This window comes from Burkholderia sola, assembly GCF_905400185.1.
Taxonomy (GTDB): Bacteria; Pseudomonadota; Gammaproteobacteria; order Burkholderiales; family Burkholderiaceae; genus Burkholderia; species Burkholderia sola.
Window position 1 is genome coordinate 1,454,557 of the sequence record NZ_FR989675.1, and the last position, 14,585, is coordinate 1,469,141.

At 70.4% G+C, this 14,585-nt stretch carries 14 protein-coding genes; 9 read left to right on the forward strand and 5 right to left on the reverse strand.

All coding sequences use genetic code 11. From position 1 onward, the window contains the following. The first annotated feature begins 44 nt into the window (after positions 1-44). From KR541_RS06740 to KR541_RS06750, 3 genes are read left to right on the forward strand one after another with little or no spacing between them, the layout of a single operon-like run. Complete coding sequence (locus tag KR541_RS06740; protein WP_089488337.1) at positions 45-1,343, forward strand: CitMHS family transporter; 1,299 nt, start codon at positions 45-47, stop codon at positions 1,341-1,343. 39 nt (positions 1,344-1,382) lie between these two features. Beyond that, complete coding sequence (locus KR541_RS06745) at positions 1,383-2,744, forward strand: acyclic terpene utilization AtuA family protein (RefSeq protein WP_089488637.1); 1,362 nt, start codon at positions 1,383-1,385, stop codon at positions 2,742-2,744. After that, positions 2,744-3,055 carry an AtuA-related protein gene (locus KR541_RS06750; RefSeq protein ID WP_050018256.1) on the forward strand — a complete coding sequence of 104 codons (312 nt, stop codon included), beginning with the start codon at positions 2,744-2,746 and terminating at the stop codon, positions 3,053-3,055. Before KR541_RS06745 ends, KR541_RS06750 begins: the two co-directional genes overlap by 1 nt. A 54-nt stretch (positions 3,056-3,109) precedes the next feature. Here the strand turns inward: KR541_RS06750 and KR541_RS06755 are convergent, their stop codons facing one another. After that, a complete protein-coding gene (locus KR541_RS06755) occupies positions 3,110-3,271 on the reverse strand; it encodes a hypothetical protein (protein WP_160300540.1) in 162 nt (53 codons plus the stop codon). 244 nt (positions 3,272-3,515) lie between these two features. Here KR541_RS06755 and KR541_RS06760 point away from each other — a divergent pair, with 244 nt between their 5' ends. Further along, a complete protein-coding gene (locus KR541_RS06760) occupies positions 3,516-4,319 on the forward strand; it encodes a hypothetical protein (RefSeq protein ID WP_050018035.1) in 804 nt (267 codons plus the stop codon). 40 nt (positions 4,320-4,359) lie between these two features. Here the strand turns inward: KR541_RS06760 and KR541_RS06765 are convergent, their stop codons facing one another. The 3 genes from KR541_RS06765 to KR541_RS36665 form a co-directional block, all read right to left on the reverse strand. Next, positions 4,360-5,289, reverse strand: coding sequence for a phosphatidate cytidylyltransferase (locus KR541_RS06765; RefSeq protein WP_050018036.1), 930 nt, complete (start codon positions 5,287-5,289; stop codon positions 4,360-4,362). A gap of 38 nt (positions 5,290-5,327) precedes the next feature. Then, positions 5,328-5,960 carry a lysophospholipid acyltransferase family protein gene (locus tag KR541_RS06770; RefSeq protein WP_089488638.1) on the reverse strand — a complete coding sequence of 211 codons (633 nt, stop codon included), beginning with the start codon at positions 5,958-5,960 and terminating at the stop codon, positions 5,328-5,330. 112 nt (positions 5,961-6,072) lie between these two features. Further along, a complete protein-coding gene (locus KR541_RS36665) occupies positions 6,073-6,306 on the reverse strand; it encodes a hypothetical protein (protein WP_235356322.1) in 234 nt (77 codons plus the stop codon). 123 nt (positions 6,307-6,429) lie between these two features. Here KR541_RS36665 and KR541_RS06780 point away from each other — a divergent pair, with 123 nt between their 5' ends. Genes KR541_RS06780 through KR541_RS06795 form a run of 4 tightly spaced genes read left to right on the forward strand, consistent with a single transcriptional unit; the run spans position 6,430 to position 10,732 of the window. Continuing rightward, positions 6,430-7,035, forward strand: coding sequence for a CDP-alcohol phosphatidyltransferase family protein (locus KR541_RS06780; protein ID WP_050018037.1), 606 nt, complete (start codon positions 6,430-6,432; stop codon positions 7,033-7,035). 57 nt (positions 7,036-7,092) lie between these two features. Next, entirely contained in the window at positions 7,093-8,862 is a 1,770-nt protein-coding gene (locus KR541_RS06785) for a bifunctional alpha/beta hydrolase/class I SAM-dependent methyltransferase (RefSeq protein WP_213346026.1), read from the forward strand. Further along, positions 8,859-10,280: a phosphatase PAP2/dual specificity phosphatase family protein gene (locus tag KR541_RS06790; protein WP_216089461.1), complete on the forward strand. Its 1,422-nt coding sequence runs from the start codon at positions 8,859-8,861 to the stop codon at positions 10,278-10,280. The genes KR541_RS06785 and KR541_RS06790 overlap by 4 nt, the downstream gene beginning before the upstream one ends. Beyond that, a complete protein-coding gene (locus KR541_RS06795; protein ID WP_050018040.1) occupies positions 10,280-10,732 on the forward strand; it encodes a hypothetical protein in 453 nt (150 codons plus the stop codon). Before KR541_RS06790 ends, KR541_RS06795 begins: the two co-directional genes overlap by 1 nt. 16 nt (positions 10,733-10,748) lie before the next feature. Here KR541_RS06795 and KR541_RS06800 read toward each other — a convergent pair whose 3' ends face one another. Beyond that, positions 10,749-11,771 carry a sensor domain-containing diguanylate cyclase gene (locus KR541_RS06800; RefSeq protein WP_050018041.1) on the reverse strand — a complete coding sequence of 341 codons (1,023 nt, stop codon included), beginning with the start codon at positions 11,769-11,771 and terminating at the stop codon, positions 10,749-10,751. Positions 11,772-12,247: 476 nt separating this feature from the next. On the opposite strand from KR541_RS06800, the gene bcsB reads away from it, so the two are divergent. Then, entirely contained in the window at positions 12,248-14,584 is a 2,337-nt protein-coding gene (bcsB, locus tag KR541_RS06805; protein ID WP_216089462.1) for a cellulose biosynthesis cyclic di-GMP-binding regulatory protein BcsB, read from the forward strand. Position 14,585 lies beyond the last annotated feature (1 nt).

Below are 14,585 nucleotides of genomic sequence, written 5' to 3' on the forward strand. Positions count from 1 at the left end.
GACCTTACGCTCGTCTCCAACAAAAGACAAGGTAGGAGACACGGATGCTGCCGTTACTCGGGCTGGGCACGATCGTCGTGCTGCTGGCCGCCATTCTGTCGAAGCGGATGTCGCCGCTCGTCGCGCTGATCATCGTGCCGATCGCCGCGTCGCTGATCGGCGGCTTCGGGCTGCACACCAGCAAGTTCGTCATCGACGGGCTGAAGGGGCTCGCGCCCGTCGTCGGGATGTTCGTGTTCGCGATCCTCTATTTCGGGACGATCACCGACGCCGGCACGCTCGACCCGATCATCGACCGGATCCTGCGCGCGGTCGGCACGCGGCCGACACGCATCGTGATGGGTACGACGCTGCTCGCGCTGCTGATCCACCTCGACGGCTCGGGCGCCGTCTGCTTCCTCGTGACGATTCCGGCCGTGCTGCCGCTGTACGACCGGCTGAAGATGGACCGGCGCGTGCTGGCCGCCGCGGTGTCGATGGCCGCGGGCATCAACTTCCTGCCGTGGACGGGGCCGATGATCCGCGCGTCGGCGTCGCTGCACCTGCCGGTGTCGGCGCTGTTCAATCCGCTGATTCCGGTGCAGGCGATCGGGCTCGTGTTCGTGTTCGGCGTCGCGTACTGGCTCGGGCGGCGCGAGGAGAAGCGGCTCGGCCTGTCGCGCGACGATGCGTCGATCCCGCTGCCCCGGCGCGAACTGACGCCCGACGAGCAGGCGCTGCGCCGGCCGCACCTGTTCTGGTTCAACCTCGTGCTGACGCTCGTCGTGCTCGGCACGATGGTCGTGATGGGCGAGAAGATCCCGCCCGCGATCATGTTCATGGTCGGGCTGTGCATCGCGCTGATGGTGAACTACCCGGACGTCGACATGCAACGCAAGCGCATCGACGCGCATGCGCGCGCCGCGCTGATGATGGCCGGCATCCTGCTCGCGGCCGGCGTGTTCACGGGGATCATGCAGGGCAGCGGGATGCTGAAGGCGATGGCGCAGGCGGCGGTCGGCTTCGTGCCGCCGTCGATGGCAGGCCATATCCCGGTCGCGCTCGGCCTCGCGTCGATGCCGCTCAGCATGCTGTTCGATCCCGATTCGTTCTACTTCGGCGTGCTGCCCGTGATCGCGGAAGTGGCCGGCCAGCTCGGCGTGCCGGCGGTGCAGGTCGGACAGGCGGCGCTGCTCGGCCAGATGACGACGGGCTTTCCGGTCAGCCCGCTCACGCCAGCGACGTTTCTCGTCGTCGGGCTGTGCGGAATCGAGCTGGCCGAGCATCAGAAATTCACGTTTCCGCTGCTGTTCGGCGCGTCGATCGTGATGACGATCGCGTGCGTCGTGCTCGGTGTTTTTTGATATTTGCCGGCGATGCGCTCGCCGGACGACGGTACGGACATGACAGCAAAGCCATCACACGAACGGCGCGTGCGCATCGGCGCGGGCGCCGGCTACTCGGGCGACCGGATCGAGCCCGCGGTCGAGCTGGCCGAACACGGGCGGCTCGACTATCTGGTCTTCGAATGCCTGGCCGAGCGCACGATCGCGATTGCGCAGCAGGCGCGCCGCAAGGATCCGGCGCTCGGCTACGATCCGCTGCTCGACGCGCGGATGCACGCGGTGCTGCCGATTGCGGCGGCGAAGCGCGTGCGCATCGTGTCGAACATGGGCGCGGCGAACCCGCGCGCGGCCGCGCGGCGTACCGCGCAGATCGCGCAGTCGCTCGGCATCGCGGGGCTGAAAGTCGCGGCGGTCGAAGGCGACGACGTGCTCGACGTCGTGCTGCGCGGCGCGTTCCGCTTCGAGGAATCGGGCGACGACGTCGCCGCGTATCGCGACCGCATCGTGTCCGCGAACGCGTATCTCGGCGCCGCGCCGATCGTCGACGCGCTCGCGGCCGGCGCGGACGTCGTGATGACCGGGCGCGTCGCCGATCCGTCGCTGTTCGCCGCGCCGCTGATCCATGCGTTCGGCTGGCGGATGGACGACTGGGACGCGCTGGGGGCGGCGACCGTCGTCGGCCATCTGCTCGAATGCGCGGGGCAGGTGACGGGCGGCTATTTCGCCGATCCCGGCTACAAGGACGTGCCGAATCTGGCGCGGCTCGGCTTCCCGATCGGCGAGGTCGCGGCCGACGGCACGGTCGTGATCACGAAGGTGCCGCACGCGGGCGGCCGCGTGAGCGCGGCGAGCTGCAAGGAACAGCTGCTCTACGAGATTCACGACCCGGCGCGGTATCTGCAGCCGGACGTCGTGGCGGATTTCACGCGCGTGGCGGTCGCCGAGGAAGCGGCCGATCGCGTGCGCGTGACGGGCGGGCGCGGCACCGCGCGGCCCGATACGCTGAAGGTATCGGTCGCGTATGTCGACGGCTGGATCGGCGAAGGCCAGATCTCGTACGGCGGACCGGGCGCGCTCGCGCGTGCGCGTCTCGCGCTCGACATCGTGCGCGAGCGGCTCGCGCTGACCGGCATCGCGGCGAGCGAGCTGCGCTTCGACGTGATCGGCGTCGACGCGCTGTATGGCGACGCGACGCCGGCCGTGCGCGGCGAGCCGGCCGAGGTGCGCGTGCGGGTGGCCGGCCGCGCGGCGAACGCCGCCGAAGCCGCGCGGATCGGCAACGAAGTCGAGACGCTCTATACGAACGGGCCGGCCGGCGGCGGCGGCGCGTTCAAGTCGACGCGCGAGGTGATCGCGGTGCAGTCGGTGCTGCTGCCGCGCGCGGCCGTGACGCCGTCGTTTTCATTCGTGGAGGCCTGATGCAACTGCGTGAACTCGCGCATGCGCGCACCGGTGACAAGGGCAATACGCTGAACGTGTCGGTCATCTGCCGCGATCCGCGTCATTACGACCATCTGCGTACGCATCTGGATGCGCAAGCGGTGAAGAGATGGCTCGCGGGCATCGTGCACGGCGACGTCGTGCGCTACGAGTTGCCGGCGCTCGGCGCGTTCAACTTCGTGCTGCGCGATGCGCTCGGCGGCGGGGTGACGCGCTCGCTCGCGCTCGACGCGCACGGCAAGTCGGTCAGTTCGGCGCTGCTGGCGATCGAGGTGCCCGAGCCGGCGTGACGGCGCGACCGTGTGCGCGGCCAACCGGGCGCGCGCTCACGCTCACATTCGGACTCACGGGATCGGCAGTTCGCGACGCCCGTCCGCGCGCTCGATGCGCGCGCCGGCGACGTGCACGCGCTGATCCCGACGATGGTCGTGGATCGCGCGCTGCAGGTTGTCGTGCGTGTCGCCGTCGCGGCCGTCGAGCTGGACGATGTCGAGCTTCAGTGTCACGGGCGGTGTCGGTGGATGGTTCGTCGCGCGTGCGTGTACGCTAGGGCCTCGCGGGCCGATTCCCGCGCGCATCGAACGGATGCCTGGAATGAAGAACGAGATCGCGACGCCGGCCGGCGCGAAGGGCGCGGCGCGCGTCATGGTCCCGCATCAGGCCGCCGCGGCGCCACCGGTATCGCCGCGGCAACCTTGATCCGTCGAGTCTGCAACAATCCGCCACACATCCATCCGACCGAACCTCGTCATGACTGTCCAGAACCGGAACCGACGTCTGAAGCCGCTCGTCACCCTTGGCGCGTTCACGGCGCTCGCCGCGCTGTCGCCCGTTCATGCCGCCGAGCCGGCCCAACCCGACCGTCAACTGAAAACCTTCATCCACGACACGTACGGCGACTGGCGTGCGGACCGCAAGGGCTGGCAGGCGGAAGAGGGCGATTTCATCCATTCGCCGTGCGGCGTGCTGCGCGTGGCGACCGCGGACGGCCCGCGCATGCTGCTCGCGATGTGCGGCGAGACCGACGCGGCGGTGCAGAACGGGATGCCGGGCATGGATTCGGATGCGACGCCGGGCGCGATCGACCTGTACGTGCTGAAGCCTTCGCCGGACGGCAGGACGCTCGAGCCGGTCGCGAAGAAAACGGAGATCGCATCGGGCGAGCGCGGCGAACCGGGCACGGTGCGCATCGAGCGGCTCGGGCCGCACCTGTTCGGGTTCGTGATCGGCGAAAGCGATACGCGGCAGGGCTACACGCAACGCTTTCGTTCGATCTGGCTGCCGTACGGCAACGCGCTGGTGCATGCGGCGGCGCGCATCGACGAAGCGCTCGACAATGCCGAGTCGACGGAATGCGCGCATGCTCGCGCGCGTTGCGAGGAACGCCGCTTCGAGATCGCGCCGGACACGACCGGCTCGGGCGACGTCTACCCGCTGACGGTCACGGAAACGGGCACGCGCGGCGACAAGGCGATCCACGCACGCTACACGGTGAAGTTCGACGCCGCGCGCGGCCGCTACGTCGTGCCGAAGGCGCTGCGCGACGGATACTGATCCGCCGCGCGGGAACGGGCGGCATGGCGCCGCCCGCGCATCACACGTACAGGTAGCGCACCAGGTGGAAGAACACCGGCGCGGCGAAGCAGATCGAATCGACGCGATCGAGCATCCCGCCGTGGCCGGCGATCATCGAGCCCCAGTCCTTCGTGCCGAGCGAGCGCTTGACGGCCGACAGCACGAGCCCGCCGACGAAGCCCGCGATCACGATCGCGAGCGAGATGCCGAACGCCGCGCCGAAGCTGAACGGCGTCACGCGATACAGCGATGCGCCGCACAGCGTGGCGAGCAGGCCGCCGCCGATGAACCCCTCGATCGTCTTCGACGGCGACAGCTGCGGCGCGATCTTGCGGCGTCCGAACAGCTTGCCGACCACGTACTGCAGCACGTCGCTGATCTGCACGACGAACAGGAAGAAGAACAGCAGCAGCGCGTTCTGCCCGGCGTAGCGCGGAATGTCGAGGATCAGCACGGCCGGCGCATGGCTCAGCCCGTACACGCACACCATCAGCGCCCAGTTGATCTTCGCGTTGCGGCTCAGGAATTCGCGCGTGTCCTGCGTGAGCGCCGACACGAGCGACATCGCGAAGAACAGGTGCACGGGCACGAAGATCGAGTACATCCCGTACCAGTTGATGCCGAGCAGCAGGTACTGCACGGGGATCGCGACGAAGAACGCGATGAAGAGCGTCGTATGGTCGCTCGCGGTGGTCGGCGTGAGCGTGATGAACTCGCGCAGCGTCAGGTACGACAGCAGCGCGAATACCAGGTACGTGACGTTGTTGCCGAGGCCGATCGCGACGGCCATGATCGCGATCATCGCCCACCATGCGCGGATGCGCTGGTTCAGGTTGACGATGGTCGCGCTCGTGCCGCCGCTGCGCGCGCCGAGGATCGCGCCGATCACGGTCGCGACGACGAGCACGCCCGTGACGCCCGCGACCAGTTCCCAGAAGAGGGTTCGCATGGTTGGTATCCGGAAAAGGGAGAAGGGGCGCGCCGCGTTCAGCCGGCCGGCCGCTGCGGCGGCGCGAGCGCGATGACCGCGTCGCGCATGCGGGCGAGGAATGTCGGCTTGTCTTCCTGGGCGCCGAGCGCTTCGTTCGCGCCGAAATGCACCTTGCAGATCAGCGGCACGGGCCAGATCGCGCCCTTCGGCATGATGCGCTGCAGGTTCTCGAGATAGACGGGCGCGAGCGCGACGTCCGGGAACTCGGTCGCGAGATGGAACAGCCCGCTCTTGAACGGCTGCGGCAGCACGTCGGCGCCGCGCGTGCCTTCCGGGAAGATGATGATCGAATGACCCTGCCGCAGCGCATCGCGCACCGGGTCGAGCGGATCGCCGCCCGATTCGCGATGACGGTCGATCAGCACGACGTTCAGCAGCTTCTGCGCGATGTGGCGCTTCAGGTCGCTGCTGTCCCAGTAGTCGCGCGCGGCGACCGGCCGCACGACCGCGCGCACGTCGCGCGGCAGCGCGGCGAGGATCGCGAGCGTGTCGATGTGGCTCGTGTGGTTCGAGAAATAGATCTTCTGCGTCGGGGACGGCGGCGCCTGATGCCAGACCGGATACGCGCCGGCGACGAGCCGCACGATGGACAGCAGGAAGTCGCGCTGCCAGACGTTAAAGATGTTCATCGGCGCGCGGCCTCCTGCGTGCATGCCCGGCCCGCCGCGCACGCGCGGCGGACGGAACCCCGGAATGCCGGCGCGGCAGGATGCGCGCCGGACGGCTCTTGTTTAAATTTTTTCAAAGTTCGTGGCTGCCTGTCGCAGGTCCGCGATAATCGGACGATTCGCCGTCGCACGCGGTTGCGTCGCGGCGAATGCGCCGGTCGGCGGCGTGATAATCGGCTGTTGCACGAGTGCCCGTCTGCAGTTCGAATGGATCTCGCGGCGATCGGGCCAGCGGATTATCGCGAGTTTCGCCGAAAAACGCCAGATTGGCGCCACGCGGGCCGGCCGGGCCGCCTGCTTGACGCATCGGGGCGGCTCGGCGACGATGGGGGCCGTTCAATCCAGGCCGACGACGGCCGTTTCGCCGCCCGGGGCATGGCGGCGGGAAACGCATCCAACCGTGCCGCGCGAATAATACGAATACGAAACGATGAGCCTCTACGCACTCAAACCCAAATTCCAGAACCGTCTGCGCCCGTTCGCGAATTCGCTGGCCGAACGCGGCGTCACGGCCAACCAGGTCACGCTGTTCGCGGCCGGCGGCTCGATCGTCGTCGGCGCGCTCGCCGGGCTCGGCGTATTCGCCCGCGCGCTGTTCCTGCTGATTCCGCTGTGGCTGTTCGCGCGGATGGCGCTCAACGCGATCGACGGGATGCTCGCGCGCGAGCACGGGCAGAAGAGCACGCTCGGCGCGTACCTGAACGAGCTGGGCGACATCGTGTCCGACGTCGCGCTCGTGCTGCCGTTCCTCGCGATTCCCGCGTTCGCGCCGGCGGACGTCTGGCTGTTCGCGCTGACGGCGGTGATCGTCGAATGCGCGGGGCTGATCGGCCCGCTCGTCGGCGCGACGCGCCGCTACGACGGCCCGTTCGGCAAGAGCGACCGGGCGCTGGCCCTCGGCGCGTTCGCGCTGTGGATCGGCCTCGGCTTCCCGGTCGGCGGTGTCGCCGCGTGGCTGTGGCGGCTGTTGATCGTGCTGTCGATCGTGACGGCGGTGCGGCGCGTGCAGGCCGGCGTCGCCGAAGCGGGCCGCTGACGGGCCGCGCCGGAGGGCGGCGCCACATGATTCGAATAACGAAACGAGAGAGATCGCATGAACGCACGCACGGCCCGTGAGGCCGACTTCATCACGCACGACGGCGCAACGCTGTTCTATCGCCACTGGCCCGCGACGGGCCCGCGCTGCCGCGGCGCGATCGTGCTGCTGCATCGCGGCCACGAACACTCGGCGCGCGTCGCGCACCTCGTCGACGAGCTCGACCTGCCGGATTTCGCGTTTTTTGCGTGGGACGCACGCGGCCACGGCCGCTCGCCGGGCGCGCGCGGCTACAGCCCGAGCGCGGCCGCGTCGGTGCGCGACCTGCAGACCTTCGTCGAGCATATCCGCGACACGCACGGCATCGCGATCGAGGATGTCGCGGTGATTGGCCAGAGCGTCGGCGCGGTGCTCGCGGCGACCTGGGCGCACGATTACGCGCCGCCGATCCGCGCGCTCGTCGTCGCGTCGCCGGCCTTCCACATCAAGCTCTACGTACCGTTCGCGCGGCCAGGGCTGAGGCTGATGCACAAGCTGCGCGGGCTGTTCTACGTGAACAGCTACGTGAAGCCGACATTCCTCACGCACGACCCCGAGCGGATCGCGAGCTACGCGTCCGATCCGCTGATCACGCGGCCGATCGCGGTCAACATGCTGCTCGACCTGCACGATACCGCGCAGCGGATCGTCGCCGACGCGGCCGCGATCACCGTGCCGACCCAGTTGCTGATCTCGGGCGCCGACTGGGTCGTGCATCGCGGCCCGCAGGACCGTTTCTTCGAGCGGCTCGGCTCGGCGCGCAAGGAGCGCATCGTGCTGCCGGGCTTCTACCACGACACGCTCGGCGAGCGCGACCGCGCGCAGGCGCTCGCGCCGCTGCGTGCGTTCGTGCTGCGCGAGTTCGATGCGCCGAGCCCGCGCGTGTCGCTCGCCGATGCCGACCGCCGCGGCGCGTTCCACGACGAATACGCGGCGCTCGGCCGGCCGCCGGCCAACGTGTTCGCGCGGGCGTACTGGGCGCTCACGCGCGCCGGCCTGAAAGCCGGCGGCGCGCTGTCCGACGGCATCGCGCTCGGGTTGCGGCTCGGCTTCGATTCGGGCTCGACGCTCGACTACGTGTACCGCAATCGCGCGCAGGGGCGGTTCGGCATCGGCGCGCTGATCGACCGCACGTATCTCGATTCGCCGGGCTGGGTCGGCATCCGCCAGCGCAAGGTGCATCTGCAGGAACTGATCGGCACGGCGATCGGCCGCCTGCGCGGGAACGGCACGCCGGTGCGGATCGTCGACATCGCGGCCGGCCACGGGCGCTACGTGCTCGACGCGATCGCGATGGCCGCCGAGCGCGACGGCGCGGCGCCCGACGACATCACGCTGCGCGACTACAGCCCGCCGAACGTCGAGGCCGGCCGCGTGCTGATCGCGCAGCGCGGCCTCGAGCCGATCGCGCGCTTCGAGCGCGGCGATGCGTTCGACGAGGTGTCGCTCGCGACGCTCGAGCCGCGGCCGACGCTGGCGATCGTGTCGGGCCTGTACGAGCTGTTCGGCGAGAACGCGCTGATCGAGCGCTCGCTGCGCGGGCTCGCGCAGGCCGTGCCGCCGGGCGGCTATCTCGTCTATACGGGGCAGCCGTGGCATCCGCAGCTCGAATTCATCGCGCGCGCGCTGAACAATCACCGCGGCGAGTCGACCTGGGTGATGCGCCGTCGTTCGCAAGCCGAAATGGACGAGCTCGTTGCGCGGGCGGGTTTCCGCAAGCTCGACCAGCGCATCGACGAGATGGGCATCTTCACGGTCAGCCTTGCGCAGCGGGTCGACGCGTCATGAGCGCGCTCGGCGGCGGCGCGGGTGTGGATGCGGACGCGAGCGGCGGTCTGGCCGAGCCGGCAGCCGGCGCGCGCGACGCGTCGTTCGCGCTGCGCTTGTGCTGGCTCGCGGCGATGGGCGCCGTGTTCTTCTCGACGTACGGCTTCGCGAACTGGCTCGCCGCGCGCCGCGCCGCGGTGCCGACGTTCGCGTTCGGCTGGGAGCATGCGATCCCGTTCGTGCCGTGGACGATCGTGCCGTACTGGTCGATTGACCTGCTGTATGCGCTGTCGTTCTTCTTCTGGACGCGCCGCGACGATCTGCTCGATCACGTGAAGCGGCTGCTGACCGTGCAACTGGTGTCGGTCGCGTGCTTCGTCGCGTGGCCGCTGCGCTTCGGCTTCGAGCGGCCCGACGCGGGCGGCGTGGCCGGCGCGCTGTTCACGCTGCTGATGGGCTTCGACAAGCCGTTCAACCAGGCGCCGTCGCTGCATATCGGGTTGCTCGTCGTGCTGTGGGCCGTCTATGCGAAGCACCTGCGTGGCACGTTCGCGCGCGTCGTGCTGCATCTGTGGTTCGCGGCGATCGGCGTGTCGGTGCTGACGACTTATCAGCATCATGCGATCGACGTGCCGACCGGGGCGGCCGTCGGCTGTCTCGCGCTGTTCCTGTTTCCGCTGCGCGATGCCGCAGGCCGCTTGCCGGGCGCCGATGCGTCGCCGTCCGCCGCCGGTCGCGCGCTCGCGCGCCGCTATGCGTTCGGCGCCGCGCTGGTCGCGCTCGCGGCGCTGGCGTGCGTGGCGCGCGCGCCGGGCTGGGCGCTGGCGGCAGGGTGGGTCGCGCTGGCGCTCGCCTGCGTCGCATGGGCGTACCGGCGCGGCGCGCCCGGCGCGTTCCAGAAGGATGCGGACGGGCGGTTTCCGGTCTTCATGGGCTGGCTGCTCGCGCCGACGATCGCCGGCGCGTTCGTCAATTCGCGGCTGTGGACGTTCCGGCAGCCGGCGCCGGTGCGGATCGACGAGCGCGTGTCGATCGGCCGGACGCCGACGACGCGCGAGATCCGGCGCCACGGCTTCACCGCGCTGGTCGACCTGACCGCCGAGATGCCGCGCTGGGCGGCGGCCGATGCGTCGCTCGCGTATGCGTGCGTGCCTCAGCTCGACCTCGTCGCGCCGACGGCGGCGCAGCTCGCGCAGGCCGTCGCGGCGCTCGATCGGCTGCACGGCGACGGGCGCGACGTGCTGGTCTGCTGCGCGCTCGGCTACGGACGCAGCGTGCTGTGCGCGGCCGCGTGGCTCGCGGCGCGGCGCGGGCTGACGGATGCGCGCGACGCGCTGGCCTCGGTGCGCGCGGTCCGGCCGCGCGCGGTGTGGTCGGATGACGGCGTGGCCGTGCTGCAGCAGTGGATCGATCGCCGTCGCGATGCGGGGCGCGTGTGATGCGCGATCCGTCCGGCCCGTTCAGGATCGCCGCCGCGCGCGGCGCGCTCGATGCGGGTGCGTGGGCGATCGCGGTCGCGCTGGCCGCGGCCGGCGCGGGCGGATGGCTCGCGGCGGGCTGGCCGCCGGCGACGCTTGCCCGCGTGCTGCTGGCCGTCGTCAGCACCGGATCGGGGATCGCGGCGCTGTGGTACGCGGTGCGCGTCGAGATCGATCGGCGGCTGTTTGCCGCGCTGGCGCGGGCGGTGGACGGCGACGGGTCGGTCGATGCCGGGCTGGAGGCGCTCGACCGCGCGCTCGCCGATCTGGGCTGGATCGATACGACGAAGGCCGGGCGCACGCTCGACGCGCGCGTGCGCGGCGCGGTCGGGCTGTGCCGGGCCGCCGTGCTCGTCGCGGTCGTGCAGTGGCTCGTCGTCGGTATCGCGATCGCGGTGTCGCCGATCGGCTAGCGATGCATGCGATGCGTCATGCGCGGGCCGTCCGTTGCGTCCGCGTGCGCTTGGCCTCGTACATCGCCTGGTCCGCATGCTCGATCAGCGCATTCATGTCGGTACCGTCCTCCGGCAGCATCGCGATGCCGACGCTGACGCCGAGCCGCAGCGGATGCCCGTCGAATTCGAACGGCTCGCCGACCTGCCGCGAGAGCCGCATGCTCTGCGTATGGGCATCGTCGCGGGTGCCGAGGTTCGGCAGGATCACCGCGAATTCGTCGCCGCCGACGCGCGCGACCGTATCCGAGCGACGCACCGCGGCCTGCATCCGCATGGCGACCTCGCGCAGCGCGGCGTCGCCCGCGCGGTGGCCGAATTCGTCGTTGATCGGTTTCAGTCCGTCCATGTCGATGTTGAGAATGCCGAGCCGGCCGCTCGCGCGCAGCGTCGTGTGCATCGACTGGCGCAGGCGGTCGTAGAACAGCGCGCGGTTCGGCAAGCCCGTCAGCGCGTCGTGCGTCGCGCGCAGATAGAGTTCGTTCGCTTCGTTGCGGGCCGCGTGGAACATCGCGGCGGCGATCAGGTCGGCCATCAGCCGCAGCGTGGCCGCGTCGGCCGGCGAAAAGCCGTCGACGTCCGGCGACATCACCTTCAGCACGCCGACCGTCGTGTCGGCGTGCGTGAGCGGCATCACGAGCATCGAGCGCAGGCCGACCCGGCGGCACGCATCGCGATCGACGCGCGGGTCGGCTTCCGAATCGACGCAGTGCAGCAACTTGCCCTGCTGCACGCACAGGCCCGACAGGCTGCCCGAGCGCCGCAACCGTAGCCCGAGCATCCCGGCGGCCGTGCCCGACGCGGCGCGGTACACCATGTCGTCGCCTTCGGCGAATTCGACCGCGGCGGCGCTCGCGCCGGTGAGCTGCGGCACCTGCTCGGCCACGTAGGCCATCACGCTGCCGAGGTCGAGGCCGAGTTTCGCGATTTCGGCTTGAGCGGCGATGATGCGCAGCAGCGTCCCGGCGGACGGGGTGGCGGCGTCGGCGATTTGATCCAAGTCAGTTTTCCGTGAAGAAAGTACGTCGTGCGGCGCGTACTTGCGGTAGCATACGCGCCGCTTGCGGCAGCGCATTCCGGGCGGTCCGCACGGAATGCAGGCGATGCCCGGCCAGCCGTATCGCGCCGGCAGTATGCCGTTCCAGCCGTCCGGCTGGCAACGGCGCAACTCTTGCCATTCACTCTTCCTGCTCGGCATTTCCGACCGAATTGAGATTTTTTCGCCTCTCAGTCGCGAATCACGGTAAGTTTTGTTCTATTTTTGAGATAGTGTGACGAATGATGGGCGCCGGTGCCAGGCGTCCCTCAGCGCGACGAACCGGTCATTGAAGCATCCGCCGCGTCGTCCCGATAAATGCAATCAAGCCAGATATGAGGGGAAGCAGAGGGGATGTGCACTCACGGGCATAGCTGCTTTGCGCGCGTCGGTTGCGACGCGCAGGATGATCGGACGATCGTGACGACGCGGGGCCGCGCATGAAGCCGGCCGTGTCGCTGTTCGTCTTGGCGGCCGCGATGACCGGCGCTTTCCATACGGCCGCGCTGTCGGCCGCGCCGCTGCCGGCGGTGCCGGCCGCTGCGTCGACGGCCGCGGCCGCTCACGCGGCGGCGCCCGATGCGGCGCCAATCGCGGTGCCCGCGGCCGCGCCGGCGGCGGCCAGCGTCCCGGCCGCCGGCCTGCCGGCGACGACCGTGCGTGTGCCGTTCGCGTCGCTCGGCGCGTTCGATCCGCTGCGCCTGCGCGGCGCCGACGACGCCCGCACGATCAACGCCGGCGTGCGGCTCGACCGCGTGATCACCGGCGCACGCTTGCGCCTGACCTACGCGTATTCGCCGTCGCTGGTCTTTCCGCTGTCGCACCTGAAGGTGTCGGTGAACGGCGAGGTGGTTGCGACCGTCCCGTTCGACGCCGCGCGCGCGGGCCGCACGGTCACGCAAGAGATCCCGATCGATCCGCGCTACTTTTCCGATTTCAACCAGATCGGCCTGCGCCTGATCGCGCATTACACGCTCGACCATTGCGAGGATCCGACGAACTCGGCGCTGTGGGCCGACGTGAGCCCGACGAGCGAGCTGATCCTCGACGAATCGCCGGTGCGCCTGCCGAACGATCTCGCGCTGCTGCCCGCGCCGTTCTTCGACCGGCGCGACAACGGCCGCGTGCGGCTGCCGTTCGTGCTGCCGGCCACGCCCGATTCGGCGACGCTGCGCAGCGCGGGCGTGCTCGCGTCGTGGTTCGGCGCGCTGGCCGACTACCGGCATGCGCGCTTCCCGGTGTCGACCGCGCTGCCGGCCGACGATCAGGCCGTCGTGGTCGGCACGGTCGCGACGTTGCCGGCCGGTCTCGCGCTGCCGCCCGTGAACGGCCCGCTGCTCGCGGTCGCCGACAACCCGGCCGCGTCGGGCCGCAAGTTGCTGGTCGTCACGGGCCGCACGGCGGCCGAGGTCGACGACGCGGTCGCGACGCTCGTGCTCGGCCGCGCGGCGCTGTCGGGGCCGGCGGCGACGGTCGCGCACGTCGATCTCGGCGCGCCGCGCAAGCCGTACGACGCGCCGCGCTGGCTGCCGGTGAACCGGCCGATCGCGTTCCGCGAACTCGTGAACGACCCGCGCCAGCTGGAAGTGCGCGGCACGACGCCCGACGCGATCCGGCTGAACCTGCGCGTGCCGGCCGATCTGCATTCGTGGAACGGCGCGGGCGTGCCGATCACGCTGCGCTACCGCTACACGGCGCCGACCGTGCAGGACAATTCGACGCTCGCGGTCGAGATCAACGATCAGCTCGTGAAGTCGTACCGGCTCGGGCCGGCCCAGGCGGAGGACGCGCACGGCCGCATGCAGTTGCCGTTGCTGTCGGTGCCGGAAGGGCGCGTGACGAGCGACGTCGACATTCCCGCGTTCCGCGTCGGAAGCGGCAACCAGCTGCAGTTCCGCTTCACGCTCGATTCGCAGAAGACGGGCCTGTGTTCGAGCACGGCCACCGAGCCGCAGCGCGCGGCGATCGATCCCGATTCGACGATCGACTTCTCGCACTTCGTCCATTACGCGCAATTGCCGAACCTCGCGTTCTTCGCGAACAGCGGCTTCCCGTTCACCCGCTTCGCCGACCTGTCGCAGACGGCCGTCGTGATGCCCGACCGGCCGTCGCCGCAGGAGCTCGAGGCCTATCTGACGATGCTCGGCCACATGGGCGAATGGACCGGCTTCCCGGCGCTGCGCGTGCAGGTCGCGCGGCCCGGCGACGTCGCCGCGCTGTCCGGGCACAAGGACCTGCTCGTGATCGACGGCTCGCCCGCGTCGCCGCTGCTCGCGCAGTGGCGCACGGCGCTGCCGCTCGCGATTGGCGAGCAGGGCGCGGCCGGCGGCGCGGGCACGACGCGCGTCGCGTTCACGGTGAAGGAGCGCTGGCGCAACGGCGTGGGCGTCGCCGACGGCGGTGCGCACATCGAACAGGCGGGCCCGCTCGCGGCGCTCGCCGGTTTCGAGCTGCCGGGCAGCCGCGGTCGCAGCGTCGTCGCGCTGACCGCGACCGGCCAGCCGCGTCTCGGCGATCTGCTCGACGTGTTCGAGAACGCCGGGCTCGTGTCGCAACTGCAGGGCGACCTCGCGCTGGTGCGGCCGGGGCAGGTCGACAGCCTGCGGGTCGGCGAGCCTTACGTGGTCGGCTTCGTGCCGTGGTATGCGCGCGTATGGACGGAGGCGGCGCGGCATCCGGTCGTGCTCGGCGCGGTCGGCGTCGTCGCGGGGCTCTTGCTCGCGCTCGGCGTGTTCAGCGTGCTGCAACGAATCGCCGCGCGTCGACGGGGGATGTAAC

Excerpts from the sequence above, each read along its gene's own strand:
- KR541_RS06760 (WP_050018035.1), top strand. The coding sequence starts at position 3,516 with ATGACTGTCCAGAACCGGAACCGACGTCTGAAGCCGCTCGTCACCCTT.
- KR541_RS06790 (WP_216089461.1), top strand. The coding sequence starts at position 8,859 with ATGAGCGCGCTCGGCGGCGGCGCGGGTGTGGATGCGGACGCGAGCGGC.
- KR541_RS06765 (WP_050018036.1), bottom strand. The coding sequence starts at position 5,289 with ATGCGAACCCTCTTCTGGGAACTGGTCGCGGGCGTCACGGGCGTGCTC.
- KR541_RS36665 (WP_235356322.1), bottom strand. The coding sequence starts at position 6,306 with ATGCGTCAAGCAGGCGGCCCGGCCGGCCCGCGTGGCGCCAATCTGGCG.
- KR541_RS06750 (WP_050018256.1), top strand. The coding sequence starts at position 2,744 with ATGCAACTGCGTGAACTCGCGCATGCGCGCACCGGTGACAAGGGCAAT.
- KR541_RS06770 (WP_089488638.1), bottom strand. The coding sequence starts at position 5,960 with ATGAACATCTTTAACGTCTGGCAGCGCGACTTCCTGCTGTCCATCGTG.
- KR541_RS06740 (WP_089488337.1), top strand. The coding sequence starts at position 45 with ATGCTGCCGTTACTCGGGCTGGGCACGATCGTCGTGCTGCTGGCCGCC.
- KR541_RS06785 (WP_213346026.1), top strand. The coding sequence starts at position 7,093 with ATGAACGCACGCACGGCCCGTGAGGCCGACTTCATCACGCACGACGGC.
- KR541_RS06795 (WP_050018040.1), top strand. The coding sequence starts at position 10,280 with ATGCGCGATCCGTCCGGCCCGTTCAGGATCGCCGCCGCGCGCGGCGCG.
- KR541_RS06780 (WP_050018037.1), top strand. The coding sequence starts at position 6,430 with ATGAGCCTCTACGCACTCAAACCCAAATTCCAGAACCGTCTGCGCCCG.
- KR541_RS06745 (WP_089488637.1), top strand. The coding sequence starts at position 1,383 with ATGACAGCAAAGCCATCACACGAACGGCGCGTGCGCATCGGCGCGGGC.
- bcsB (WP_216089462.1), top strand. The coding sequence starts at position 12,248 with ATGAAGCCGGCCGTGTCGCTGTTCGTCTTGGCGGCCGCGATGACCGGC.